25 protein-coding genes are annotated in these 24,210 nt (G+C 66.9%); 3 read left to right on the top strand and 22 right to left on the bottom strand.

The genetic code is table 11. The features are described 5' to 3' along the window. Positions 1–96: 96 nt before the first annotated feature. Positions 97–1,242 (top strand): PQQ-dependent sugar dehydrogenase, encoded by a 1,146-nt coding sequence (locus C936_RS0111735; protein WP_018649380.1) that lies wholly within the window; start codon positions 97–99, stop codon positions 1,240–1,242. Between the two features lie 81 nt (positions 1,243–1,323). Here C936_RS0111735 and C936_RS0111730 read toward each other — a convergent pair whose 3' ends face one another. After that, a complete protein-coding gene (locus tag C936_RS0111730) occupies positions 1,324–1,827 on the bottom strand; it encodes a heme-binding protein (RefSeq protein WP_018139090.1) in 504 nt (167 codons plus the stop codon). Between the two features lie 212 nt (positions 1,828–2,039). Here C936_RS0111730 and C936_RS0111725 point away from each other — a divergent pair, with 212 nt between their 5' ends. Beyond that, entirely contained in the window at positions 2,040–3,083 is a 1,044-nt protein-coding gene (locus tag C936_RS0111725; RefSeq protein WP_018649381.1) for an acyltransferase family protein, read from the top strand. Here the strand turns inward: C936_RS0111725 and C936_RS0111720 are convergent, their stop codons facing one another. From C936_RS0111720 to C936_RS0111695, 6 genes are all read right to left on the bottom strand, one after another. After that, the gene (locus C936_RS0111720) at positions 3,084–3,818 is read right to left on the bottom strand and encodes a hypothetical protein (RefSeq protein ID WP_018139088.1); all 735 of its coding nucleotides are present in this window, start codon (positions 3,816–3,818) and stop codon (positions 3,084–3,086) included. 139 nt (positions 3,819–3,957) lie between these two features. Then, positions 3,958–4,161, bottom strand: coding sequence for a DUF2892 domain-containing protein (locus C936_RS0111715; protein WP_012982402.1), 204 nt, complete (start codon positions 4,159–4,161; stop codon positions 3,958–3,960). Positions 4,162–4,271: 110 nt separating this feature from the next. Next, positions 4,272–4,475: a DUF2892 domain-containing protein gene (locus C936_RS0111710; RefSeq protein ID WP_018649382.1), complete on the bottom strand. Its 204-nt coding sequence runs from the start codon at positions 4,473–4,475 to the stop codon at positions 4,272–4,274. 388 nt (positions 4,476–4,863) lie between these two features. After that, positions 4,864–6,168, bottom strand: a complete 1,305-nt coding sequence (locus C936_RS0111705) for a citrate synthase (RefSeq protein WP_018139086.1) — start codon at positions 6,166–6,168, stop codon at positions 4,864–4,866. 170 nt (positions 6,169–6,338) lie between these two features. Next, on the bottom strand, positions 6,339–7,313 hold the full coding sequence (locus C936_RS0111700) for a sensor domain-containing diguanylate cyclase (RefSeq protein ID WP_018649383.1): 975 nt from the start codon (positions 7,311–7,313) through the stop codon (positions 6,339–6,341). A 107-nt stretch (positions 7,314–7,420) separates the two neighbouring features. Further along, positions 7,421–8,917 (bottom strand): FAD-linked oxidase C-terminal domain-containing protein, encoded by a 1,497-nt coding sequence (locus C936_RS0111695; protein ID WP_018649384.1) that lies wholly within the window; start codon positions 8,915–8,917, stop codon positions 7,421–7,423. A 234-nt stretch (positions 8,918–9,151) separates the two neighbouring features. Between C936_RS0111695 and C936_RS0111690 the strand changes: the two genes are divergently transcribed. Next, a complete protein-coding gene (locus tag C936_RS0111690) occupies positions 9,152–10,051 on the top strand; it encodes an alpha/beta hydrolase (protein WP_018139083.1) in 900 nt (299 codons plus the stop codon). A 58-nt stretch (positions 10,052–10,109) separates the two neighbouring features. Here C936_RS0111690 and C936_RS0111685 read toward each other — a convergent pair whose 3' ends face one another. The 15 genes from C936_RS0111685 to C936_RS0111615 form a co-directional block, all read right to left on the bottom strand. Beyond that, a complete protein-coding gene (locus C936_RS0111685) occupies positions 10,110–11,834 on the bottom strand; it encodes a complex I subunit 5 family protein (RefSeq protein ID WP_018649385.1) in 1,725 nt (574 codons plus the stop codon). Next, entirely contained in the window at positions 11,831–13,354 is a 1,524-nt protein-coding gene (locus C936_RS0111680; RefSeq protein ID WP_018139081.1) for a complex I subunit 5 family protein, read from the bottom strand. Before C936_RS0111680 ends, C936_RS0111685 begins: the two co-directional genes overlap by 4 nt. Then, complete coding sequence (locus C936_RS0111675) at positions 13,351–14,835, bottom strand: complex I subunit 5 family protein (RefSeq protein WP_018649386.1); 1,485 nt, start codon at positions 14,833–14,835, stop codon at positions 13,351–13,353. Before C936_RS0111675 ends, C936_RS0111680 begins: the two co-directional genes overlap by 4 nt. After that, the gene (locus C936_RS0111670; protein WP_018174513.1) at positions 14,832–15,233 is read right to left on the bottom strand and encodes an NADH-quinone oxidoreductase subunit K; all 402 of its coding nucleotides are present in this window, start codon (positions 15,231–15,233) and stop codon (positions 14,832–14,834) included. The genes C936_RS0111675 and C936_RS0111670 overlap by 4 nt, the downstream gene beginning before the upstream one ends. A 19-nt stretch (positions 15,234–15,252) precedes the next feature. Continuing rightward, positions 15,253–16,248, bottom strand: coding sequence for a hydrogenase subunit MbhD domain-containing protein (locus C936_RS0111665; protein WP_018174514.1), 996 nt, complete (start codon positions 16,246–16,248; stop codon positions 15,253–15,255). After that, positions 16,245–16,541, bottom strand: coding sequence for a monovalent cation/H(+) antiporter subunit G (locus C936_RS0111660; protein WP_018139077.1), 297 nt, complete (start codon positions 16,539–16,541; stop codon positions 16,245–16,247). The genes C936_RS0111665 and C936_RS0111660 overlap by 4 nt, the downstream gene beginning before the upstream one ends. Next, positions 16,531–16,848 carry a monovalent cation/H+ antiporter complex subunit F gene (locus tag C936_RS0111655; protein ID WP_018139076.1) on the bottom strand — a complete coding sequence of 106 codons (318 nt, stop codon included), beginning with the start codon at positions 16,846–16,848 and terminating at the stop codon, positions 16,531–16,533. The genes C936_RS0111660 and C936_RS0111655 overlap by 11 nt, the downstream gene beginning before the upstream one ends. After that, complete coding sequence (locus C936_RS0111650) at positions 16,845–17,399, bottom strand: Na+/H+ antiporter subunit E (protein ID WP_018139075.1); 555 nt, start codon at positions 17,397–17,399, stop codon at positions 16,845–16,847. Before C936_RS0111650 ends, C936_RS0111655 begins: the two co-directional genes overlap by 4 nt. A 34-nt stretch (positions 17,400–17,433) precedes the next feature. Further along, entirely contained in the window at positions 17,434–17,964 is a 531-nt protein-coding gene (locus C936_RS0111645; RefSeq protein WP_018174515.1) for an invasion associated locus B family protein, read from the bottom strand. A gap of 114 nt (positions 17,965–18,078) precedes the next feature. Continuing rightward, positions 18,079–19,590 carry a glycosyltransferase family 39 protein gene (locus C936_RS0111640; protein WP_018174516.1) on the bottom strand — a complete coding sequence of 504 codons (1,512 nt, stop codon included), beginning with the start codon at positions 19,588–19,590 and terminating at the stop codon, positions 18,079–18,081. After that, positions 19,587–20,240 (bottom strand): HAD family hydrolase, encoded by a 654-nt coding sequence (locus C936_RS0111635; protein WP_018174517.1) that lies wholly within the window; start codon positions 20,238–20,240, stop codon positions 19,587–19,589. The genes C936_RS0111640 and C936_RS0111635 overlap by 4 nt, the downstream gene beginning before the upstream one ends. Further along, positions 20,240–21,004, bottom strand: a complete 765-nt coding sequence (locus tag C936_RS0111630) for an SDR family oxidoreductase (RefSeq protein WP_018174518.1) — start codon at positions 21,002–21,004, stop codon at positions 20,240–20,242. The genes C936_RS0111635 and C936_RS0111630 overlap by 1 nt, the downstream gene beginning before the upstream one ends. Next, on the bottom strand, positions 21,001–22,299 hold the full coding sequence (locus C936_RS0111625; RefSeq protein ID WP_018174519.1) for an FAD-binding oxidoreductase: 1,299 nt from the start codon (positions 22,297–22,299) through the stop codon (positions 21,001–21,003). Before C936_RS0111625 ends, C936_RS0111630 begins: the two co-directional genes overlap by 4 nt. Continuing rightward, entirely contained in the window at positions 22,296–23,267 is a 972-nt protein-coding gene (locus C936_RS0111620; protein WP_018174520.1) for a lysylphosphatidylglycerol synthase transmembrane domain-containing protein, read from the bottom strand. Before C936_RS0111620 ends, C936_RS0111625 begins: the two co-directional genes overlap by 4 nt. Beyond that, positions 23,264–24,139, bottom strand: a complete 876-nt coding sequence (locus tag C936_RS0111615; RefSeq protein WP_012982422.1) for a decaprenyl-phosphate phosphoribosyltransferase — start codon at positions 24,137–24,139, stop codon at positions 23,264–23,266. The genes C936_RS0111620 and C936_RS0111615 overlap by 4 nt, the downstream gene beginning before the upstream one ends. Positions 24,140–24,210: the final 71 nt, after the last annotated feature.

Here is a 24,210-nt window from a genome sequence, read left to right as displayed (position 1 = left end):
GCCGAGAACGTGCCGACGGGCAAGCCGATTGCGGGAACACCGGGAAACCCTGTCGGTCGCATGGTTGTGGTTTCACGGAAAGAACGGGAGGTTGTCATGGCGAATTACGGCCCTGTCTGGCGCAGTCTGGTTGGTACTGCGGCCGCCACGGCGCTGCTGGCCGGTGGTGCCCAGGCCGGCGAGACGGTCGAGTCCGGCATCAGCACCGAATACGAGCAGTTCGACCTGGTGCGGGTTGCGGGCGATCTGGAACACCCGTGGTCGGTGGCGTTCCTGCCCGGTGGAGGCTATCTGGTCACCGAGCGTACCGGCGCGCTGAAGCACATCCGCAGGAACGGCGAGGTCCGCGAGGTGGCGGGTGTGCCGGATGTGGTGGCCCGCGACCAGGGCGGGCTGCTGGATGTGTCCCTTCACCCGGACTTCCGTGACAACGGCTGGGTATACCTGACCTATTCCTCTGGTGACGAAGATCAGTCCTACACTGCGATGGGCCGTGGCCTGTTGGAGGATGGCGAGCTGCACGACTTCGAGAAGCTCTTCGAGCAGGATCGCGGGGGCAGCAATCATGGCCACTTCGGTTCTCGCCTCGCCTGGCTCGCCGACGGCACCCTGCTGATGACTATCGGCGACCGCCGCCAGGAGGAGCCGGCCCAGGACCTGTCAAGCCACACCGGCAAGCTGCTGCGCCTGACCGAGGATGGCGAGGCCCCGGCCGACAACCCGTTTGCCGACCGTGAAGACGCCCAGCCGCACATCTATTCTTACGGCCTGCGCAACTCGCAGGGGCTGGTGGTCGATCCCGCCGATGACACGATCTGGCTGACCGATCATGGTCCACGCGGCGGGGACGAGCTCAATCGGATGGAGGCTGGCGGTAACTACGGCTGGCCGGGTGTCACACGTGGACGTGAATATCCGACCGAGCGCCCGTTTGGAGATGCCCGTCAATCGGACGATGTGATTCCCCCGATCTACGAGTTCCTGCCTACGCTGGCGCCCTCCGGGCTGGCGCTGATCACCTCGGAGCGCTTCGAGGCCTGGGAGGGTAATCTGCTGGCCGGCGGCCTGCGCGCCGAGCGTATCCTGCGCATCGTGATCGAGGACGACGAAGTTGTGCACATGGAGGAGCTGCTGCATGGCAAGATCGGGCGCATCCGTGATGTGCGCGAGGGCCCGAACGGGCATATCTACGTGCTGACAGACGAGTCCGACGGCGGGCTGTACCGGATGGAGGCCCGCTAGCACCACCGGTCCTGGCTTGCTACCAAGGTCCGGACAGTAGAAGGCCCTTCCCGAGCGGGAAGGGCCTTGTTCGTTGCGGGCCTAGAACAGGTCGTCGGCAATGGCCTCGATGCCTGCCTCGGCACACTCGTGGTCGACTTCGCCACTGGGGGCGCCGGAGACGCCGATGCCGCCGATGATGCTCCCGTTATCGGTGATCTGCACACCGCCGCCCAGGATGGTGACATTGGGGAGGTGCTGAATGCCGTAACCGGCTTCGCCCGGCATCGTCATTTCGCGCAGTTCCAGGGTATCGGTACGGAAGCTGACCGCCGTCCAGGCCTTGGATACGGCGGTATCGACGGTATGAGCCCCGGCGAAGCGGTCGCGTTTGACGGCCTGGGTTACGCCGTGACGATCCACGACGGCCACCGCGACCTGGGTATCGCGATCACGACAGGCCTCCATGGCCGCCTCGACCGCCTTGACGGCGAGTTCGGGGAGGAGCGTCGGAGTGTTAAAGGTGCCCTCGCTGCTTTGCGCCGGGCTTGCGGCGAATACGAGGGCGCCGGCGAGGAACAGGGGGGTGAGCTTGGTCATGCGCATGGGAGCGACTCCTTTGTTTGGATCCCATCTGTTATCTAGTCATTGCTCGGGCGTTTCGCAATCCGGTGGAATACGAACGTGATCGGCGAAACGCTCGTCTGACGGGTGACCTCTCGGCGCGTATCGGGCACGGTCGGGTGGTGAGAACGAGGCGCAACAAGTGTTTGGGAGATTGGGTGGGCTTGAGTAACGCCACGGAAGCCCGGCGACGGATGGAAGGGGTCGATGCGGCCCGTGCGCTGGCCATGATCGGCATGCTGATGGTGCATGTGGGGCCCACTCGTCTCGATTCGGTTGCAGGCCAGTGGTACGCGCTACCGCATGGGCGGGCCTCGGTGTTGTTCATGCTGGTGGCCGGGGTCGGAATCTCGTTCCTGGCGGCCTCGCGGCGTGTCGCGGCCGAGGGCCTGGCCGGGCAACTCCTCTGGCGTGCCTTGCTGCTGTTTCCATTGGGTCTGGCCCTGCAGGCGATGCAGAGCGAATTGAACGTGATCCTGCAGACCTATGCCCTGTTTTTCGTACTCTCCATCGGGCTGGTGCGGTTACGCACCACGGTGCTCTTCCTGGTGGGCCTGTTCGCCCTGGTGCTGGGGCCACCGCTGTACCTATATGGCCAGATGCTGGACCCCGATACCTTCCAGCGGGTCGGTATCGGGCCGGACAACCCGCCCGGTGTAATGCTGCACGCCCTCCTGTTCTCGGGCCCGTACCCGCTGATCACCTGGATCGTGCCGTTTGTGGTGGGGCTGTGGCTGGGCCGCTGCGATCTGCGCAGCGATGCGCTGCGTTTGCGGATGCTGCTGGTGGGTGCCGCCGTTGCAGGGGTGGCCTGGGCGCTGCATGTCGCCCTCTTTGCGTGGTTGGGCGAGCCAGGCGGAGGTCTGCGCTGGGCCGATCTCGCCGACATGAAGGCCCACAGCCAACGTCCGCTATGGCTGTTGAATGCGACCGGGGTGGCGGTAGCCGTGCTTGCCGTGTGCCTGGTGGCGGCGGATCGCCTCGGGCGTGCGCTGTGGCCGCTGGTCGCGACCGGCCAGTTGGCGTTGACCTTCTACGTGCTGCACCTGGTTGTGATCGCCCTGTGGCGCGACGACGTGGTCTTCAAGCAGGACGTTGGCCCCGCATTGGTGGTGGTCGCGGTATTCACCGGGCTGTTCATGCTGTTTGCGGTGGGCTGGCGCCGACTGTTCCGCAAGGGGCCCCTGGAAAGCCTGCTGGTCGTGCCGTGGGCATGGAGGCGCCCGACGAAGAGCTGATCAGGCCGATTGGCGAGCTTGCTGCGCGAGGCTGCGTGTGGCCTGGCGGAACACCGGGCGCAACGGCTTGTTGAGGAAGGTTCGCGCCCGGCTCGGGGCAATGCCCTGATGGTGACAGAACAGGGCCAGCGCGTAGACGAGATCGTCGCGCCCAAGCGATGCCTGGCGTTCCGCACTCGGGGCACTGCAGGAGCCACAACCACCGACCCGCACGTGAAAGGCCGTATTGGCGAGCATCACACCGAATCCCATCTGTGTGGCCAGCAGTTCGGCTACATGCCCCTCGTTGCCCTCCTGCGAGGGGGCAGGTTCTTCCGAGGTGGGGAGGAGCCTCAGCGCGATCTCGCGGGCAAAGTGCCCGATCAGGGCCTCGTTCTCGCCGACCAGCCGGGGATCGTAGGGAATCGGTATGGATTCGGGGCGGGGCGCATGGCCCCAGGAGCCCATCGGCACCGGGTTATCCAGGAGGTCATCCGGTTGCGCGAGCCGAAACGGGCCGTCGGCAAAGCCGGCATGGCTGCATACGGCGTCGAACACGATCTGCGCCATCCCGTGGCGGGTATCGGCCTGCCCGGGGAAATGCTCGCGAATCGGCAGAACGAGGTGGGCCTGACCGAGCGGCTGCGCCCAGACGGCCTGGCGCCGTGCCCAGAGCGTAACGGCGCGGACCCACTGGCGGGCCTCGGTGTCGGGTTCGGGGGCGCGCTGGAACAGACGCGGGATCAGCGAGAGCATCGTGGGAGGCTGGTTTGGGTGCCCCTCCATTGTGCGCCAGGGCGGGGCGTTTTGCAGGCCCTTAAGGAAACACTGTTCAGTGTTCCCTTAAAGCAAAAAGGCCCGGACCGAGCGGCCCGGGCCTTGCCATATTGCGGACCTAGTTGAAGGCCTCGCCGGGCTTGACGCCCATGGCCTTCAGGATCATGGCCAGCGGGCAGAAGCCGGTGAATGCCGACTGCAGCAGGTTGAAGCCGACGAACAGGGTCAGCAGCAGCCACCAGGGGCTGAACACCCAGGCCAGGATGGCACTGATGATGACGACGGTGCCGGCAAAGGCGAGGACAATGCGATCGATGCTCATGGGGGATTCTCCCGGGTTATCTATTAGACAACTCTAATATGTGCCCGCAGACACAGAAATACAAGGGCCCACTGGTCGGTGGGTCCGCACACGTGCCGGAACAGGTCGGTTCAGTGGAAGATCTGGCCGGGCTTCATGCCCAGGCTCTTCAGCACCATGGCCAGCGGGCAGAATCCGGTAAAGGCGGACTGGATCAGGTGGACGCCGATAAAGATCGTCAGCAGCAGCCACCATCCACTGGCGGCCCAGGTCAGCAGGGCACTGATCAGTACAACGATCCCGGCAAACACCAGGAAAAAGCGATCAAGCGTCATGGACGGTCCCTCCCTTGCGTCCGTTGTTTACCCAGTGATAGCACTGGCGCAGTCGCACGGCAAGGGAGGGGGAGCGCCAAGGGAAACACTGATTAATGTACACGCTCGCGTTGGTACCCCAGGTTTTCCGAGACAAGGCGCGTCGTGCAACGGGTAGTGGTTCTACCCGCAAGCGGCGCAACGCGGGATCGGGGAACCTGGGGTACCAACCCCACAATCCATTTAAAGCAGGGGCTCGGCCGCCCGTTGTTGATCAAAAACGGGCGCGCGCACGGTGTTGCGGCTCCCTTGTGCAGAATGACTGCACGGCAGTCACCGCGCCTTGTTCACACGTAAAAGCGACTCGAGCGCGAGCGTGTACATTGATCAGTGTTTCCCTAGAACGTTCCTAGCGTTCCTCGATCGCGATGTACTCGCGTGAGGGGTGCCCGGTGTAGAGCTGGCGCGGACGGCCAATGCGTGATTCCGGATCCTGCATCATCTCGTTCCAGTGCGAGATCCAGCCCACCGTGCGGGCCAGCGCAAAGATCACGGTGAACATGTTCAGCGGGATGCCCATCGCGCGCAGGATGATGCCGGAGTAGAAGTCCACGTTCGGATAGAGCTTGCGCTCGATGAAGTAGTCGTCCTCCATCGCGATGCGCTCGAGCTCCATGGCGACGTCGAACAGCGGTTGATTCTCGGCGCCCATGTCGCCCATCTCGGCCAGCAGTTCGTGGCACATCTTGCGGATGATCTTCGCCCGCGGATCGTAGTTCTTGTACACGCGGTGGCCGAATCCCATCAGGCGGAACGGGTCGTTCTTGTCCTTCGCGCGGGCGACGAAGTCCTGCACGCTCTTGTCGGAGTTCACGATCTCCTCGAGCATGCGCACGACCTTTTCATTCGCGCCCCCGTGCAGCGGACCCCACAGCGAGGCGATGCCGGCCGAGATCGCGGCAAACGGGTTCGCCTCGGAAGAGCCGGACAGGCGCACGGTGGAGGTTGAGGCGTTTTGTTCGTGATCCGCATGCAGGATGAGGATCAGGTCCAGTGCGCGTACGAAGACCGGGTTCGGCTGGTAGGGCTCGCTGGGCACCCCGAACATCATCGACAGGAAGTTGGCCGTGTAGGACAGGTTGTTGTCCGGATACATGAACGGCTGGCCGTGGGCGTACTTGTACGACCAGGCGGCGATCGTTGGCATCTTGGAGATCAGCCGGTGCGCGGCGATGCGGCGGTGTTCCGGGTTATGCACGTCGACGTTGTCGTGATAGAAGGCCGACAAGGCCCCCACCACGCCGACCATAATCGCCATCGGATGCGCATCGTGACGGAAGCCGTCGAAGAAGCGGCGGACCGCCTCGTGCAGCATCGAGTGGTCCTTGATGATGCGCGAGAAGTCGTGCAGGTCGTCGGAGGAGGGCAACTCGCCGTTCAGCAGCAGGTAGCAGACCTCGAGATAGGTGCTCCCTTCCGCCAGCTGTTCGATCGGATAACCACGGTAGAGCAGGGTGCCCTCGTCCCCGTCGATGAAGGTTACATCCGAGCGGCAACTGGCCGTGGACATGAACCCCGGGTCGTAGGTGAAGTAACCGAGTTCCTTGTACAGCGCACGGATGTCGATGCAATTGGGGCCGTGGGCACCCTCCTGGATCGGCAACTCGATGCTCTTGCCGGTAGTGTTGTCGGTCAGCGTGACGGTCTTGCTCATGAAACGGCCTCGAAGATTCGCTGGGGCGCCCGAACGCGCGGGGTCGAAAAGGGGCATGGTAAACCATCGACACCCGGTGGGCAGCGTTGTTCTAGGGCCGGTTCGGGATTCCGCGATCCGGTTCCTCGGTAGCGGGGGCCCGGGAGACACTGATCGAATCGTGCGCCTCCCTATGAGGCATTGCGTTGTGCGCGCTTCTCGGCGTACATCGCCTGGTCAGCGCGGGCCTGCGCGTCGGGCAGGTCGCCCTGGACCTCGCGCGCCGATGCGCCCAGGGCGGCCGACACGCCTGCCTGTTCCAGTGCCGTGCGCAGGCGCTCGGTCAGGTCGGGCAGATAGTCGATCGGTGTTTCGGGGAACAGGACTGCGAATTCGTCGCCGCCCAGGCGGGCCACGGTGTCGATGTCACGCACGGTCTCGAGCAGGGCGCGTCCCGCCGCGGCGATCAGGCGGTCACCGGCCTCGTGGCCTTGCGTGTCGTTGACGGCCTTCAGACCGTTCAGGTCGATCATGACGACGCCGGCCGGGAGGCCATGGCGGGCGCAGCGGTCTTCCTCGGCCGCGAGTGCGAGACCCCAGCCGCGGCGGTTGTACGTGCCGGTCAGGGTATCGGTGTGGGCCTCGAGAAGAAGGGCCTCGCGTTCGCGCTCGAGCGAGTCAACCTGGTGGCGCATCCGTATCAGGGCCTCGAGCGTACTCACCGCCGCGCGAATCGGTTCGTCGTGTTCGACCAGCGAGTCCGCCAGCGTCTCCGGGTGAATGGCGCAGAGCACGCCATACAGCTGGTGGTCGACATCCTGCACCGGGTAGCCAATGTAGCTGCCGATCGGGGTCTGGTCGCCCGCCGTTGCAAGGGCGCTCAGCGCCTCGGCGTAGGCAGGCTCGCGTGCAGCATCCGGTGCGATCTGGGGCGCACGGCCTTCCAGCATGCGGATACAGAACGAGTTGCTCCAGTCGAAGGCCGTGCCGGCCTCGATTCCGTAGCCATGATCGTCGGCGCGCACCACGATCTGCTCGTCCCCCTCCACCCGGGTCAGCATCCAGGTGTCGAGCGGGGCGAGTTGGTGCAGAAGGCGCAGGGTATTGTCCACGCCCTGGTTGAACGGGTCCTCGGTGTCCTCGCGCTGGTCCTGGGATCGCTTCATGGATATAGCACGGGCGTTGGGGACCCGTGGCCTTTGTGCTCGCGTTCACCTTACAAGAGTGTTGCGGGGACTTCACTCGGCGACGCCCCGTGTCCCGGGTTCTGGCGCTAAAGGCGCGGCAGGTCGGGGTGCGGGAGCTGGCCGCCATGCACGTGCTGGCGACCGAACTCGGCGCAGCGTGCCAGTGTGGGCACCGCCTTGCCGGGATTCAGCAGGCCGAGCGGATCGAAGGCCTGCCGCAGCCGGTGGAACTGCTCGAGCTCGAGGGGCGCGAACTGCACGCACATGCCGTCGAGCTTCTCGACGCCCACGCCGTGTTCGCCGGTCACGGTCCCGCCAACTTCCACGCACAGCTCCAGGATCTGCTGCCCGAAGGCCTCGGCCGTTTCCAGCTGGCCGTGCTGGTTGGCGTCGTAGAGGATCAGGGGGTGCAGGTTGCCGTCGCCGGCATGGAAGACGTTGCACACGCCCAGGCCATGTTCGCGCGACAGTGCATTGATGCGCTCGAGCACGGTACCGAGCTGGTGACGGGGGATAGTTCCGTCCATGCAGTAGTAGTCCGGCGAGATTCGGCCCGCGGCCGGAAAGGCGGCCTTGCGCCCGGCCCAGAACAGGGCCTGCTCCTGGGCGTCGCGTGCGGTGCGAACCTCGGTGGCGCCAAGCTCGAGCAGCTTGCGGCGCACCACCATGATGTCCTCGGAGACCTCGGCGTTGGTGCCGTCGAGCTCGCACAGCAGGATCGCGGCGGCGTCCACCGGATAGCCTGCGTGCACGAAGTCCTCGGCCGCGCGGATCGCGGCGTTGTCCATCATCTCCAGGCCGGCCGGGATCAACCCGGCCGCGATAATCCCGGCCACCGCGCGCCCGGCCGCCTCTACCTCGTCGAAGCTCGCCAGCAGGACCTGGGTGCGTTCCGCTCGGGGCAGCAGGCGCACCGTGACCTCGGTGACGATGCCGAGCATCCCCTCGGAGCCGATCATCAGCGCCAGCAGGTCGGGGCCCGCGGTGTCCAGGGTCTTGCCGCCCAGGCGGATGATCTCGCCATCCAGCGTGACCATCTCCAGCCCCAGCACGTTGTGGACGGTGAGGCCGTATTTCAGGCAGTGCACGCCGCCGGCGTTTTCGGCGACATTGCCGCCAATGGAGCAGGCGATCTGGGAGGACGGGTCCGGGGCATAGTAGAGGCCCTGCGGGGCGGCGGCCTCGGAGATGGCGAGGTTGCGTACGCCGGGCTGCACGACCGCACAGCGATTGTCGGCGTCGATCTCCAGTATGCGATTGAAGCGGGCGAGGGACAGCAGCAACCCGGTGGCACTGGGCAGGGCCCCGCCCGAGAGTCCGGTGCCCGCCCCGCGGGGTACGATCGGGACCTGGTGCTCGCGGCATACCCGCAGGCAGGTGAGCAGTTCCTCCCGCGTGTGGGGCAGCGCGACGGCGCCGGGGGTCTGGCGATAGGCGGACAGCCCGTCACATTCGTAGGTGCGGCGCTCGTGGGCCTCCAGGATCAGCCGATCCGCGGGCAGCTCTTGCTGCAGGACCATGATCGCAGCCGCCAGCGCATCCAGCGCAGTGGAATCCGGGGGCAGGGGCTGTGCGGCAGTCATGGTGTGGTCAGGGGCGTCCAGGAGGGCGAAAGGCCCCTCAGGTTACAGGCCGTGGGCGGCGCAGGAAATGTCCGTGTCACTTCGTGGTGTCTCTAGGAAACGCTGATTTGGCAAGACGCAGCAACGGCGGATGCAATAAACAGAGTAAGGGTCGGGAATTTTTATTGTTTCGTGACAGTCTAGTCATTCGCGGGATTACTAGAATGATTCCAACCCCGACCCAAGGAGATTGAGATGCGGCATTCATGGATCACGACGGCCTGTGCGGCCGCTTGCCTGGCTTCAGCCCCGGCGTTTGCGGCCGACAAGGTCACGCTGGAGCATGACGACCTGACCCTGATCGGTCATTTCCAGGAAGGGGCCGGTGCCTCGCCTGAAGACGGTGTGGTGCTGATGCTGCATGGCACGCTCGCCCACGGCCGCATGGAGGTCATGCAGGCGGTCCAGGATCAGCTGGCCGATCGAGGCCACAATACGCTGTCGATCAACCTGAGCTACGGGATCGACGAACGTGAGGGGATGTTCGAGTGCGACGCGCCGATTCATCATGGCGTGGACGAGCACATGAAAGAGGTCGCGCTCTGGCAGGAGTGGCTGCAGGGCGAAGGCTATGGCCCGGTCACGCTGTTCGGGCATTCGCGTGGAGGCAACCAGGTGGCCCGCTATCTGACCGAGCACGATCCGGACGACATCCGCGCGATGGTTCTGGTCGCTCCGTCCACCTTTGATGCGGACAAGGTCGCGGCGGATTACGAAGATCAGGCCGGGGAACCACTGGGTGAAGTACTGGCCCGCGCCCAGGAGAAACACGACCGTGGCGACGGCTCCATGCTGGAAGGCGTGCGTTTTCTGCAATGTGGCGAACTGGATGTCGCACCCCATGCGTTCCTGAGCTACTACGATCCGGCCCCGGTCCACAACACGCCAAGCGTGATCGACGGCATCCAGACCCCGACGCTGGTGGTGATCGGGTCCGAGGATGACGTGGTGGCGGATCTGCCGGAGCGGATGGATGCGGTCGAGGACAAGGAGCACATCACGGTGAACACCGTCGATGGTGCGGATCATTTCTTCCGCGACTTCTTCGCCGACGACGTGGTGGACTTCACCGTCGACTTTCTCGATGAGCACTGATCGGCTGATCTGAGCCCATCAGGCCGGCCCTTTCGGGTCGGCCTTTTTTGTGTGTGTCTCAACCGGCCCAGAGGGTCAGGTACAGACCCAGCATCGCGGCGGCGAACAGCAGGCCGATGGTCTCCCAGCGGGTGAGTACACGCTCGGCCAGTTCCAGCCGTTCACGAAGCCGGTAGCGTACCCAGCGCAGGCGCGCCGGGTGGCGCCCGACGCCGATCAATGCAGGGCGGCGGTGCCACAGGCGCTGGCTGGTGTGCGCGAGCCACTCCAGGGGCACGACGAGATCGCCCTCCTGGAGCCACGGCCGATCGCGATCCCGAGCCCATCGCCAGGCCAGCAGCCCCAGGACCAGGCCGACACCAATTGGCCAGACAAGGCTCAGACTCGTCAGCACGACCCAGGCGGAAACCTGCTCCGGTGGGGCGACTGCCACCCCCAGCAGGGGGAAGACCAGCGACATCGCCGCCAGGCCACCCCAGGCCCACCAGCGGCGCGAGTCCGCGCGCGGGGGCGTCTGGGTGTCTTGCTGTGTCTGATACCAGCGCCAGAGAAAGCGCAGCATCAGGAGCGTTGTGCCGGCGGCCGCCAGGGTCAGGGCGAACTCCGTATGAGCCATCCAGCCGGCCAGATCGGCGTCGTACAGCGGTTCCTTCAGGGTGTTCTTGGCCAGCGCGCCGCTGGTCATCGGCATCCCGGCCAGGGCGAGTGCTGGCAGCACCGCGAACAGGAAAAAGGCCAGGCGGCCTGTGCCACCCGCGGGGCGCTGCGCGGTCATCCCGGCGGCCAGGAACAGCGCACCCTTGGCAAAGCCGTGGTGCACGGCGTAGAGCGTAACGGCCATCAGCAGCCAGGCCCGCAGGTCAGGCAGGGCGAGTGCCAGCCCGACCCCGGCCGTCATCAGCCCCATCTGGCTGATGCTGGAGTACGCGAGGATGGTCTTGGGACGCGACTGCAGAACCCCGGCGAGTGCGGCGAGGAAGGCTGCCGACAGACCCAGGAGCACGAGGGTCTCGCCGAGCAGCACATGGCCGGTCTCATCCAGTGGCAATACCCGCAGCCAGCCCAGCAGGCCGGCCTTGATCATCGCCCCCGACAGCACGGCGCTGGCCGCGACTGGTGCGGCCGGGTGGGCCAGCGGCAGCCAGAAATGCAGTGGAAGCATCCCGGCCTTGATGCCAAACCCGAGCACCAGCAACGCAAGGCCCCAGCCTTCGGGGCGCGCCTCGGCGATCGCGGTCAGCCGCGTATCGCCACCCGCCTGGTGAATCGCCATGACGAAGCCGGAAAACAGCAGGATTTCGCCGACGACCGCCAGGATCAGATAGATGCGTCCGGCGCGCCAGGCCTCCGCTGTATTGGAGTGCACCACCAGGCCATAGGCCGCCAGGCTCATCAGGGAGAAGAACAGATAAAAGCTCAGGGCGTCCTGGGCGAGGATCAGGCCCAGGTTCCCGGAGAGCGCCAGCAGCCAGAACGCGTAGAAGCGGTGACGCAGCGGGTCATCCTGGCGATCGCTCAGCGCAAACAGGCCGGCCGCCAGCCAGAGCCCAGAGGTCAACGCCAGAAAGGCCTGCCCCAGAGGGTCGAGCCCCAGTAGTGTGTTGAGCATCAGCCAGTCCAGGGTGGCGGGCTCGATATCGCCCCCGAAGGCCGCACCTCCAAGGCCCGGCAATGCCGCCCACGGGACCCAACGGTTGAAGCGGGTCCGGTGCGGCCGCAGGCCGATCAGTACCGCGAGCAACAGCGGGACCAAGGGGATCGCGAGCCAGATCAGGGCGTTCATGGCGCGAACCCCGGGATCGAATAGTCGCGTTCCACGATCAGGGTCACCCAGTCGAGCGGGCTCAGGCTCATCCCCGCCAGCAGCCCGCCGAGCAGGCTCAGGGCCGCGACGAACATCGTGGGGACGAGCAGCATCCAGTGGGTCTCGAAGCGTGTGGGGCCGCTATGTTCGACCATACGCTCGTGCCAGGACGTGCGTCGCTCGCCCAGCCAGCCGCGGATCACCGGCGGCAGGAAATACGCTGCATTGAGCAGGCTGCTGACGATCAGCACGGCCAGTACCCAGTGGAACTGGGCCTCCAGCGCCCCCAGGCCCAGATGCCACTTGGTGACGAAGCCCGCGAGCGGCGGCAGCCCGATCATGCCCAGGGCGCCCAGGGTAAAGGCCAGCATGGTCAACGGCATGCGGCGGCCCACGCCGTCCAGCTCGCTGATCTTGTGGATGCCGAGTGTCTCGGCAAAGTTGCCGGCACAAAAGAACAGCGTGATCTTGGTGATCCCCTGATGCACCAGATGCACAAGCCCGCCGATGACCCCCAGCGGCCCGGCCAGCGCGACACCCAGCACGATGTACGAGACCTGGCTGACGGTAGAAAAGGCCAGCCGCTGCTTCAGGTCGTCCGTGCGCAGGGCCTGGATCGAGCCGTACAGGATGGTGATCGCGGCGACCACTACCAGCCCCGCGGCGAGCCCGAGTTCCATCGTGACCTCGGCGCCATAGACGTCGTTCACCACCCGCACAATCCCGAAGGCCCCGGCCTTGACCACCGCGACCGCGTGCAGCAGGGCACTAACAGGGGCGGGCGCGACCATCGCGATCGGCAGCCAGGAGTGCAGCGGCACCAAAGCCGCCTTGACCCCGAACCCGATCATCAACATCACGAACAGGACCTTGAGCGTGGTCTCGTGCGTGGTCGCGAGTTCGCCGAGGTAGCCGCCCGGCACGAAGGATTCGGCACCGGCCAGAAGCGTCAGCCAGACGATCGCGGTGAACAGCACCAGCCCGCTGGTCAGGGTGTAGGCCAGATACAGGCGTCCGGCGCGCAGGGCGGCGGGTGTGCCGCGGTGCACCACCAGCGGCCAGGTGGCCAGCGTCAGCAGCTCGTAGAAGATCAGCAGCGTGATCAGGTTGCCCGACAGCGCGATCCCGACCGTGGCGCTGACACAAAGGGAAAAGAAGCCAAAAAAACGGCTCCGACGTGGCGAACCTTCCAGATAGCCGATGGCGTACACGGTGGTGACGAACCACAGCACTGCTGAGAGGGTGGCGAACAGCAGGGACAGGGCGTCCGCCGCGAGTACGAAGTCGATCCCCGGCAGCAGCGGGATGCTGAGCTGATATTCATCGCCGCGCAGGACGCCCAGCAGCAGCCAGCCGACCAGTACCAGCTTGGTCCCGGCCCCGCCGAGATTCAGCAGGGTCCGCAGGCCATAGCGCCGTTCGGGCAGGAAGAAGATCGCCAGGCCCGGGCCCAGCGAACTCATCAGGATGGCGAGGAGCAGCCAGCCGCCGTCGGTCATGGCGCCCCCGGGGTCAGTGTCAGGGTGTGCAGCGTCAGGGTGCCGGCGAATCCGGCGGCGGCCGCAACCACGGCCAGCCCCAGCGGCACCCAGTCCATCCACGCCGAGACGGCCTCACCGGCGTCCCGGGGCCCGCGGTGAAAGGCCGGGGCCACCATGCGCAGTACGTAGCCGGCGGCGAGCAGCCCGCCACCGGCAATCGCGATTACCCACAGCACGCCGATCAGGCTGCCCGCCAGGATCGTGGACAGCCCTGCCTCCAGCAGCAGGTATTTGGCGATGAAGCCGCCGGTGAAGGGCAGGCCCATGAGGCTGACCCCGGCCAGCCCGAGCGCAAACACGGTGCGTCCACGGGCGCGCAGGATCGCGCCCATGTCGGCCAGACGGTCATGTCCGGCCGCGTGCTGCAGCGTACCGGCGGCGAGAAAGACGGAGGCCTTGGCCAGCGCGTGGACGACGGCAAAGAACACCACGACCTTCCATGCCCCGGAGTCCACCAGCATCAGCGGGAAGGCGATCAGCAGATAGCCGAACTGGGCCACCGTGGAATAGGCAACGATGGATTTCAGACGCCCGGACCGCAGGGCCTGGGCCGAGCCCCAGACCAGCGCGGCCACGCCGAGCAGCCCCACCAGGATGCCGAACGCCGGTGTGGCCAGCGGGGCAAAGGGCCCCATCCACAGGCGCAGGATCAGGTAGAACGAGCCGGTGACTACCAGGCCCGAGAGTACGGCACTGACCGGGGCCGGGGCGGAGCCGTGTGCCGGGGCGAGCCAGACATGCAGTGGGAACAGCGCCGCCTTCAGCATCAGCCCGGCGGTCATCAATACCGCGGCCATGCGCTCGGTGGGGCCGATCTCGGTGCGCGCCTCCAGCAGCACCAGGTCCAGTACTCCGTGCTCCCCGAACAGGAGTACAACCCCCATCAGGAAACTGAGCGAGCCGAGGATGTTGATCAGCATATAGCGCATTGCCCCGGAGACCGCGGCGGCGGTGCCGGTGAACGCCACCAGCGCCACCGCCGACAGCGACACCACCTCCAGCGAGATGTACAGGTTGAAGGCATCGCCGGACAGCAACAGCATGTTCAACCCGGCCCACAGCCATAGCCACAGGGGCCAGAACTGGCGACGTTCGATCGGGTCGTGCACGTAGCCGAGGCTGTACAGGCTGGTTGCCAGCCCCACCACGCCGGTCAGTACCAGCAGGGTCATCGACAGGCCATCCAGGTGCAGCATCACGCCCAGTGGTGCCTCCCAGCCGCCCAGCGCCACGCGTGTGGCCGCGGACTCCGGGTCGGGTCCCGCGGCCAGGAACAGGGCGCTCAGCACCACGACGGCTGCGGTCATCAGCACCGCGCCATAACCCCCAATCCGGTGCGCCTGACGGGGCCAGATCGTGGCCAGGATCGCGAGCGCCAGCGACAGGGCCACCAGGCCGCTGATCGCAAGCGGGAGCATTGCGGCGGGTGTCTCGCTCATTCGCAACGCTCCCGCTCGTACTCCGCGGAGGGGGCATGTTCCTCGCGTGAGATGTCGTCCACCGGCGCGTCATCGTCCGGCGGACCGGGCAGCATCATCGCCTGGCCCGTGATGCGCGCCAGGCGCACGACCAGCGCGAGCGCGAATGCCGTGGCGCTGACCGCGACTACGATGCCGGTCAGTGTCAGCGCCTGCGCGACCGGGTCCGGTGGGCCTTCGCCACGGGCCGCAATGCCCAGCAGCACCATGAAGACCCCGGAACCCATGATGTTGAGCGCAAGAATTCGCAGGACCAGGTGATGGCGGCGGATCAGCCCGTACAGGCCGAGTGCGAACAGGACCGCGCCAGCCGTCGGATAGATCAGGCCCGGGGCCAGTTGCTGGGCGAGCCATTCCATCAGCGTGCGTCTCCGGCCATCAGTGATCGTCTCCGGCAGGCCGTCCGGCAATGAACAGCGCCACCAGGGTGAGCGCGATCGACAACGTGGCCGCGACCTCGATCACGATGATCAGAGGGTAGGCCCATTCGGGCGGATAGCCGAGCAGGCCCGGGCCGATGAAGAGCCCGACGACCCCGATCACCAGGAACAGGCCCACCCCCGCGGTCAGGCCCAGCCGCAGCGGCGTACTCGGCGCCATCGGCAGGTCGCGGGGCCGCGCCAGCACCAGCAGGATGCCGGCGGCGCCCAGGATGGCCCCGGCCTGGAATGCACCGCCCGGGGCATGGCTGCCCGCCCATAGGATATACACGCCCGTGACGATCGCGACCGGCACCAGGAGCCGGAGGGTACCGGGGAGGATCGGGCCCGGCGCCGGGCGTGCCGGAAGGTGGTCGTAGCGTCCCAGCGACCAGGCCCCGAGCAGTGCGATCAGTACGATCGCCAGCTCCAGGAAGGTGTCGTAGGCGCGGAAGTTGAGAAGGACGGCGGTGATCGGGTGATCCACGCCCGAGATATCCATATGTTCGTCGACCACCGGTTCCAGACCCACGGCGTCCGGCTGGTGCCACAGGGCGGTGACCATGAGTCCGCCGACCACCAGGGCAAAGGTCAGCGCGGGGACAAAGGTCCGTCGCGGTGGCGGGGGGTCATGCAGGGCGTGCAGCAGGGCATCGGCACCGGCGGGGTCGGGTGGCTGGTCGGGACGCCCGCGCCGGCGTTCGACCGCGATGCTGCGCAACCGCTCCAGCGTGACCAGCAAGAGGGCGCCGGTAATACCGGCACCAATCGCGGCCTCGGCCAGGGCGATGTCCGGAGCCTCCAGACGCACCCAGGCCAGCGCCAGCAGCAGCCCGAAGGTGATGAACAGCACCACCGCGCGAAACAGGTCGGTGCTCGCCAGGCAGCGCCAGGCGACCCCGAGGAGTCCGACCAGCAGGACCAGATCGAAGACGACGAGGAGCAGGTCGCTCATCGATCGGACTCGAATTCCCCGTGAGTCCAGGTGCGTTGCGCCACCATGTGCGCGGCCGTGGTGCCGGCCGCCAGGACCAGCACCCAGATCAGGAACAGCTTGAGGATGTCCGCCGGCCCGCCGGCCTGCAGCATCAGGCCGAGGATCACCAGCCCCAGCCCGACGTTGTCCGCCTTGGTCAGGGCGTGCAGGCGGGAGTACACATCCGGGAAGCGCAGCAGCCCGGCCGTACCGGCCGCGAAGAACACGAGCCCGGAAAGGATCAGGATCACGGTCAGGGTGTTAGCGATCATCGTCCGGCTCCTTTTTCTGGCCGTGGCGCTGATGAATGGGGGTGCCCGAGGGTTCCGGCAGGCCGTGCTGGCGGACGAATGCGACTGCGGCCACCACCGCCAGCAACGCGAAGACCAGTGCGACGTCGACCAGTGCCGGGGTCTCCAGTGTCAGCGACAGCAACAGCAGTATGGTGACGCCGGTGGTGCCGAACAGCTGGGCGGCCAGCATGCGGTCGCCGGAGCCGGGGCCGCGCAACACGCGGATCAGGCCGAGCAGGATCGTCGCCAGCAGAAAGAGTGCGGCACCCAGATAGAAGACAGTCATTGTGTCTCCTCTGATTGCCGGCGGGGGTCTTCGAAGGCGGCATGGATGCGTTTCTCAAGCTCACGCAGGGCCATTTCAGGTTGGCTGTGGCGATCCAGCACATGCACGGTCAGCAGGCGCCCCTCGAGGCGAACGCTGAGGGTCCCCGGGAGCAGGCTGAGCACGGCCATGAACAGGGTCAGCGGTGGTCCATGCGGGAGGTCGGCCCGGTACTCGATGAAGTCCGGCGCGATGGGCAGCTTGGGGTCCAGTGCGCGTCGGGCGATGTCGATACCGCCGAGGAAGGAAGCTCGCAGGAAATAGCCGATCAGGCCCGGTATGGCCCGGAATCGGACGGCGAGGGGGCGACCGGTGGGCAGTACGAGGCTGGCGGCCCCGGCCAGCAGAACCGCGAGCAGTGCCAGGGGTTCCAGCAGGGCATCCAGCCCGGCCAGGATCCACCAAAGCACGGCGGCGGCCAGGACAGTCCAGGCTGCCCGCCGCCAGCGTGCCCGGGCGCGGTTGAGACCGGCCCGGCTCGTTGCGTCCCTGTGCTTCGCCACACGGGTCATTGTACCGGCCCGTGTGGCGCAGCCAAGCGAAGGCCTAGAGCCGCTCGCTGGCGTCGGTGAAGCCCATCAGCGAGACGTCGAAGGCCAGCGGCTGGTCGCCGTGCAGCGGCCAGAAGCCGACCGTCAGCGCACTGCCGCCACGCATCGCGTTGAACTGGCTCTCGCTGAGCTCATGGCCCGCGACGCAGCCCTGCTCCACGCAGGCGATGTAGGGGGCCTCGATTTCCTCGCCATCGTCATCCACCTGCATCAGGATGCCGGGGCGCAGGTCCACGCCCAGTGGCAGCAGGATCTCGATGATGTAGCTGTCACCGTCGCGGAAAACCGACGCCTGCAGGTAGGCGCCCTGCGCCTGCTCGTCCTGGATCTGCAGCGTCTGCTGCATGCGGCAGCGTTCGCCACCCTGAGTCTCGATGCAGGCGACCTCCCAGTCCTGGTAGGTCGTGGTCTCCGGCTCCTGCTGCTGCATCTGCTCTTCCATCTGCGGGTCGGTCTGCGCCTGGGCCAGGGTCAGGCCCGGGATGGCCAGCAGCAGCGCACCAGCGAATGCCAAGTAAGGCTTCATGTAGGGATCTCCGTCATTGCATTGGCAAACGCGTCAGCTTGAACGCGCGTTGCGGCAGGTTCAAGCGTATCGGCATGCCTGTGTGACCGTAATACCGCACCGATGTTCGCGGCGTTACTGGCTGTAGCGATCGGTGAAGTCGCAGCGGCCTTCGGGGAGCCAGTTGGGGATGGCGTAGTAGTCGGCCAGGACCTCGCTCAGGACCTGCTCGTGGTAGGCGTCATAGCGAAATCCGCGGCCCTCGGCGATCTCCCAGTTGATCCCGCGGATCGCCTGGCGGCGGACCACGACCTCGTCGAAGAAGGGTTCCAGGTCGTCGGGGTCGACCTCGCCGCGGGTCGCAACGTAGAGCAGGTTGGCGCCGTCCAGGGCGCGGAAGTCGGTCAGCAGGTCGTCCTGGCGGCCGTAGTGCGAGCCGGAGCCGAACACCCCGACGTCGCGTCCGGCGTAGTAGGCGAGTACTGCGGAGCGTGAATAGCTGCGCGTGAATACGTGCCAGTCCGGCTCGTATTCGTTCACGGCCGCGGCCACGGATTCCGGGGCGAGGTAGTAGACCGCATCGGCGTAACGGTCGTGGTTCTCGAGCCATTCCACGGGCATCAGCGCGATCATCAGGAGCACCACCGCATGTACGCCGGCCAGGAGGGCCGAGAGCCAGGCGCTGACGTTGAGCGCGCGGGTGCTCAGTAACAGGGCGGGCAGCAGCAGGAAGGGCACGAACACCGCCAGCCAGTGCAGGCCGATGCTCTTGAACGGCGCCAGCAGGGCGAACACCGCGAGCGGGATCAGCCCGGCGCTCAGGAAGACCCCGAAGCGATGTTCACGGATGCCGGGCCCCAGTACGCGGAACTCGCGGGCGATGAACCACAGCAGCCAGGGGGTGAACACATAGACCAGCATCGCCGCGTAGGCGAGCAGGTTGGTCAGGTCGATCCCGTCGCCGCCATGCCGGTTCACGATGTTGAACATCACGTTGTACCAGCAGTTGTCCCAGTTCCAGTACAGGTTCAGGGCCACCGCCGGCACCACGCCGAGGATGATCAACAGCAGTCCGCGCCAGTGGCGCGGCGCGAACAGCAGGATGTGCAGCCCCAGCGCGATCCCGAGCAGCACCGCGAAGTACTTCGACAGGAAGGCCAGCCCCAGCGCGATCCCGGCCAGCAGGAACCAGCCCGGACGCCCGGTGCGCAGCGCGTGCCAGGTCAGGCCGGTGGCCAGCAGGCCGAACAGGAGCAGCGGCGTGTCCGTGGCGGTCAGCACCGCGATGAACAGCAGCGGCATGAACAGGGCGATCAGCGAGACCAGACGCGCCCGGACCGGGTCCTGCCGGTGCCACAGTGCAAGGATCAGCAGGGCGGGGGCCATGGATACGGCGATCCCCAGTGACCGGATCGCGAGCGGGTGGTCCGAGATCGCGAGCACCAGGCTCAGCCACCAGCCGACCATCGGGGGGTGGTCGTAGTAGCCGAGATCGGGATTCTGCCCCCAGATCAGGAAGTACGCCTCGTCGCCCGTGATCGGCAGGGTCCAGGCGATCAGGATCTTGGCGGCCAGGGCGGTCAGCAGCGCCGCACCGTAGTGGCGCGCGAGCCAGGGCGCGCCGGGAGGCAGGCGATCGGCACTCATGCCGAGGACGTGCCTGCCTGGACCGGCTCGAAGCGGCCGCCCCGGAGGCGATAGCCCGTGGTGACCATCTGTAGCATGGGCTCGTCCCCCGCGCTGTCGCCGTAGGCGGCGTAGAGATCCACAGGGGTATCCGGATCAAAGCGGCCCAGCCAGCTGGCGATCGCGGCGGGTTTGGCCGCGCCCTGGCAGTTGGTGCCGTCCAGATGCCCGCTGACGTAGCCGTGATCGTCGACGGCCAGGCGCGAGCAGATCACGTCAGCCAGGCCATGGCGCTCGGCCCATGGGCGCAGCCACAGATCCAGCGAGGCCGAGACCAGCACGCAGGTGTCGCCGGCCGCCTGATGGTGTTGCAGGCGTTCCATGCCGACCGGTCGCAGCAGGCGGTCCAGCACGTGATCGGCGAAGGCGCGGCCTCGGGCCTGCAGATCGTCCAGGGACGCGCCGCCGATCATCCGCTGGAGCACGGCCTCCTTGGCGACCTGGTTGGCGATGCGGCCGCGCGCGAAGCCCGCCAGTGTCGGCAGGCAGCCGGGCAGGGCCGCGAGAAAGCGCGGCGTACCCAGCGCGAAGCGCAGGAACGGGAACAGGCTGTCGCGTCGGGTCAGGGTCCCGTCGAAGTCGAACAGCACGATGCGTTGCGGCGCCGTCATTACAGCTTCAGGCGTTTGAACAGGTACTCGGGGATCAGGCGGATCACGGTCATGATGCCCCACCAGATCCAGGGCAGGTAGGCGACATCGCGGCCGCGGCGCATGGCCTTGACGATCCCGCGCGCGACCGTCTCGGGCTCTGCCCACAGCGCGCCGGCGCGGTTGAAGCCCTCGGTCATCGGGGTGCGCACGAAGCCCGGCTTGATCGTGACCACATCCACGCTGCTGAAGAACAGCCGGTTGCGCAGCCCCTGGAGATAGGTGGCCAGCATGCCCTTGGCGGTGCCGTAGACGTAGTTGCTCTGACGCCCGCGGTCGCCGGCGACCGACCCGATGGCGGCGATCACGCCACGGCCGCGCTGTTCGAAGTCGGGCGCGATGCAGGCCAGGAAGGCGATGGCGCTGGTGCCGTTCACATGGATCGCCTCCAGTGTGGTCGCGACCGACGTGTTGCAGGCCTCCTGATCCGGCAGCGTGCCCCAGGCCAGCAGCACCGCATCGATGTTATCGCTCAGCGCTTCGTGGGCCTGCGCCCAAACATCCGCGTGGGCGTCGATGTCCGCCAGGTCGGCCGTCGTGCCGAGGATGCGCGTGCCGGAGGCATCGTCGCCGCGTACGCGCAGATCCTGCAGCAGGGTCTCCAGGCGCTCGCCGTCGCGCGCGACCAGAAACAGTCGGGCCCCGTGCTCGGCGAGTTCGCGCGCGACGGCGGTGGCGATCGCCGAGGTGGCGCCGAGGATCACGACAGACTGCAAACGGTTCATTTGGTCACCCTGCGCCAGAAGCCGGAGGAGAATTCGGGGTCGACAAAGCTAGCGAACTCCTCCCAGCGGGGAAAGCCGCTGCGGAACAGGTCGGGTGACATGCGCGCATCCTTGGCCGGGTACAGCGCGCCGCCGGCCTCCTGCACGATGTGGTCCAGGCGCCGGAACAGGTGCTCGGTCTCGTTGCCGCGTTCGGGGAAGTCCAGCGCCAGGGTCGCCCCAGGACGGGGGAATGACAGCATGCCCGGCCCCGCGCGATCCCCGAAGCGCTTGAGCACGGCGAGGAACGAGCCCTGGCCGCTGGCGGCCACGGCGTCGAGCAACGCCTGCATGCCGTCCTTTTGCGCATGCGGGGGCAGCACGCACTGGTACTGGTAAAAGCCCTTGTACCCGTAGATGCGGTTCCAGTGGCGGATCGCGTCCAGCGGAAAAAGCCAGGGCAGGTGATGGACGGCGCGGGCGGTCGGGTGTACGGATTGGCGGTAATAGAGCTGGTTGAACAGCCGCAGGGTCACCCGGTTGACCAGTGAAACCGGCGGGTCCAGCGGTATGGCACGGTGGGGCTCCCGGTATTGGCTGCGCGCCGGTGCGGTGGTGGCGTGGCGCGCCCCGCTGTAGATGCCGCGCCCGACCTCGCCGCGCGGGCCCGGGTTCAGGCAGTCGATCCAGGCGACGGTGTAGGGCCATTCGCGCTCGGCCCGGGCGTCCAGCTCCCAGAACTCGTCCAGGCTGTCGAAGCGCTGCGACCACGCGCGCATCCAGGGCGTGCGTACGGGCACGAGCTGCAGCGTGACCGTCTCGATCAGGCCCGTCAGCCCGAGCCCGCCGACGGTCGCGGCGAACCAGTCCGGGGTGTCGTCGGGGGTCACCTCGAGGCATTCGCCGGCCGAGCGGCGCAGGGTCATGGCGCGGACGTGCTCGCCGAAGCTGCCGGCATGGTGGTGGTTCTTGCCGTGCACGTCGTTGGCCACCGCGCCTCCGAGCGTGACAAAGCGCGTGCCGGGTACCACCGGCACGAACCAGCCGCGCGGGACCGCGAAGCGCAGCAAGTCGTCCAGGGTCAGGCCGGCCTCGGCGGTGATGCGGCCCGTATCGGGATCGAAGGCGATGAAGCGATCAAGGTCGCGAGTATGCAGCAGGCTCCCGCCGGGATTCAGGCAGACGTCGCCGTAGCTGCGGCCGAGGCCGTAGGCCAGCAGTGGGTGTGAAGCCCCGGGCAGGGGCTGGCCGCGCCGGTTCAGCGTGACCTCGGCGGCGTGCGCGACACGCGGGATGCGGTTCCAGCTCGTGGTCATGCCGTGGCCTCCGGTTGTTCGCGGCCGCGAGCCTCGGGGTTGGTGCCGAGGGCGATCAATCCCAGTATCACGGCGAACCACAGGGTGGTGAAGCGGATCAGCATGGTGGCGGCCACCGCATCGGCCGCGGGCATGTCATGCAGCAGCAACAGGCCGACCATCACGGCCTCGGTCCCCCCGAGACCGCCGGGCAGGAAGCTCAGCGCGCCAGCCAGCATCGCCAGCGCGAACACGAATGCGGCGAAGGCGAAGCTGGCCTCGAAGCCCATCGCGTTGAGGATCCACCAGAAGGCGAGCGCCTCCGCGCTCCAGGCGACCACACTCAGAATGGTCGCCCCGGCCAGCAGGGTGGGGCGGTGGCAGCGCCGGGCCTGCAGCAGGATAGTCGCCAGGTGATGAACGGTCCGCCACAGGCGCTGGCCGGGCCGGTCCGTCCACGTCTGCAGTCGTGCGAGTGGTCGGCGCCACGACAGGATGACCAGCGCGAGCGCCACCGCACTGGCCCCGGCGAGGATCAGCCAGCCACCCTGGGCCACCAGAGTGAAGCCCAGCATCGACAGCAGCACAACCGCGATCAGATCGGACAGACGCTCGCTGACGAAGGCCGCGAAGCTGTCGGGATAGGGAACATGGCGTCGCTTCAGCAATACGCCGCGCAGGGCCTCGCCGGCCTTTCCGGGTGTGGTGGTCAGGGCAAAGCCCGCCAGGTAGATGTGGGCGCTCCTGCGCAGGGGCACGTGGTGACCCAGCCGGCGCAGATAGAGCTGCCAGCGTGTGAAACGCAGCGAGTAGTTCACCAATGAGAGCGACAGGGCCAGCAGCAGGCCCCCGATCCCCACCAGCGCGAGGGCATGCCAGACCTCGGCGGCCCCCGCCCACAGCGCAACCCCGAGATACAGCACAACGGCCGCGATGACGGATAGCATCACGGCCCGCATGCGCCAGCCGGACAGCAGGACCGCACTCATGCGAGTACGGCGATGGTGACGCCCAGCCAGACGGCAACCGTTGCGAGCAGGTGCGGGTCGGTGACCAGGTCGCGCGAGGTGTCGTTGCCGCCACCACGGGCGTGCAGCAGGAACAAGTAGCGGAAGATGCCGTAGATCACGAACGGCAGCGTGTAGATCAGTCCATCCGTGCCGTGCAGGTCGATCGTCTGTGCACTGACCGTGTAGAGCCCGTACGACAGGACTGTGCAGGCCGCGCTGATCGCGATGAACTGGTCCACCAGGCCCACGCTGTAGTCATTGAGTACGCGGCGCGGGCCTTCCCGTTCGGGAGAGCGCTCGATTGCGGTATCCGCCAGTTCCGCGCGGCGCTTGGCGAAGCCGAGAAACAGCGTGAGCATCAGGCCGCACAGCAGCAGCCACTGCGAGGGCTCGATCCCGAGCCCGAGCGTGCCGGCCAGGATGCGCAGCATGAAGCCCGCCGAGATGCTGAACACATCCAGGATGACGACATGCTTCAGCCACCAGGAGTAGGCGACGTTCAGCACGAGGTAGGCAAGCACTAGGGCGGTCACGCCGGTGCTGACCATGGCCGCCAGTACGAGGGCGACCACCACCAGTGTGGCGAAGATCGCCCAGGCCGTCCCGACCGGGATTGCCCCGCTGGCGATGGGCCGGTTGCACTTGACCGGGTGTTGGCGGTCGGCCTCGACATCGACGATGTCGTTCAGCACATACACCGCACTCGCAATCGCACAGAAGGCGATAAAGGCGACCCCCGCGGCCAGCAGCATCGCCGGTTCCCACTCGTGGGCGAATACGACGCCCAGCAGGACAAACCCGTTCTTGATGTACTGGTGCGGCCGCAGCAGTTTGATCAGTGGCTGAAGCATCGAGGGGTTCCGGGGCATTTGCTCTGGGAAACACGGACCAACGCGAGTGGGTACATGGGTCGGCGAGTCCG

The organism is Thioalkalivibrio sp. ALJ4, from assembly GCF_000377225.1.
Taxonomy (GTDB): domain Bacteria; phylum Pseudomonadota; class Gammaproteobacteria; order Ectothiorhodospirales; family Ectothiorhodospiraceae; genus Thioalkalivibrio.
Note: the sequence above shows the minus strand (reverse complement) of the source record. Positions and strands in the feature narration are given on the sequence as shown.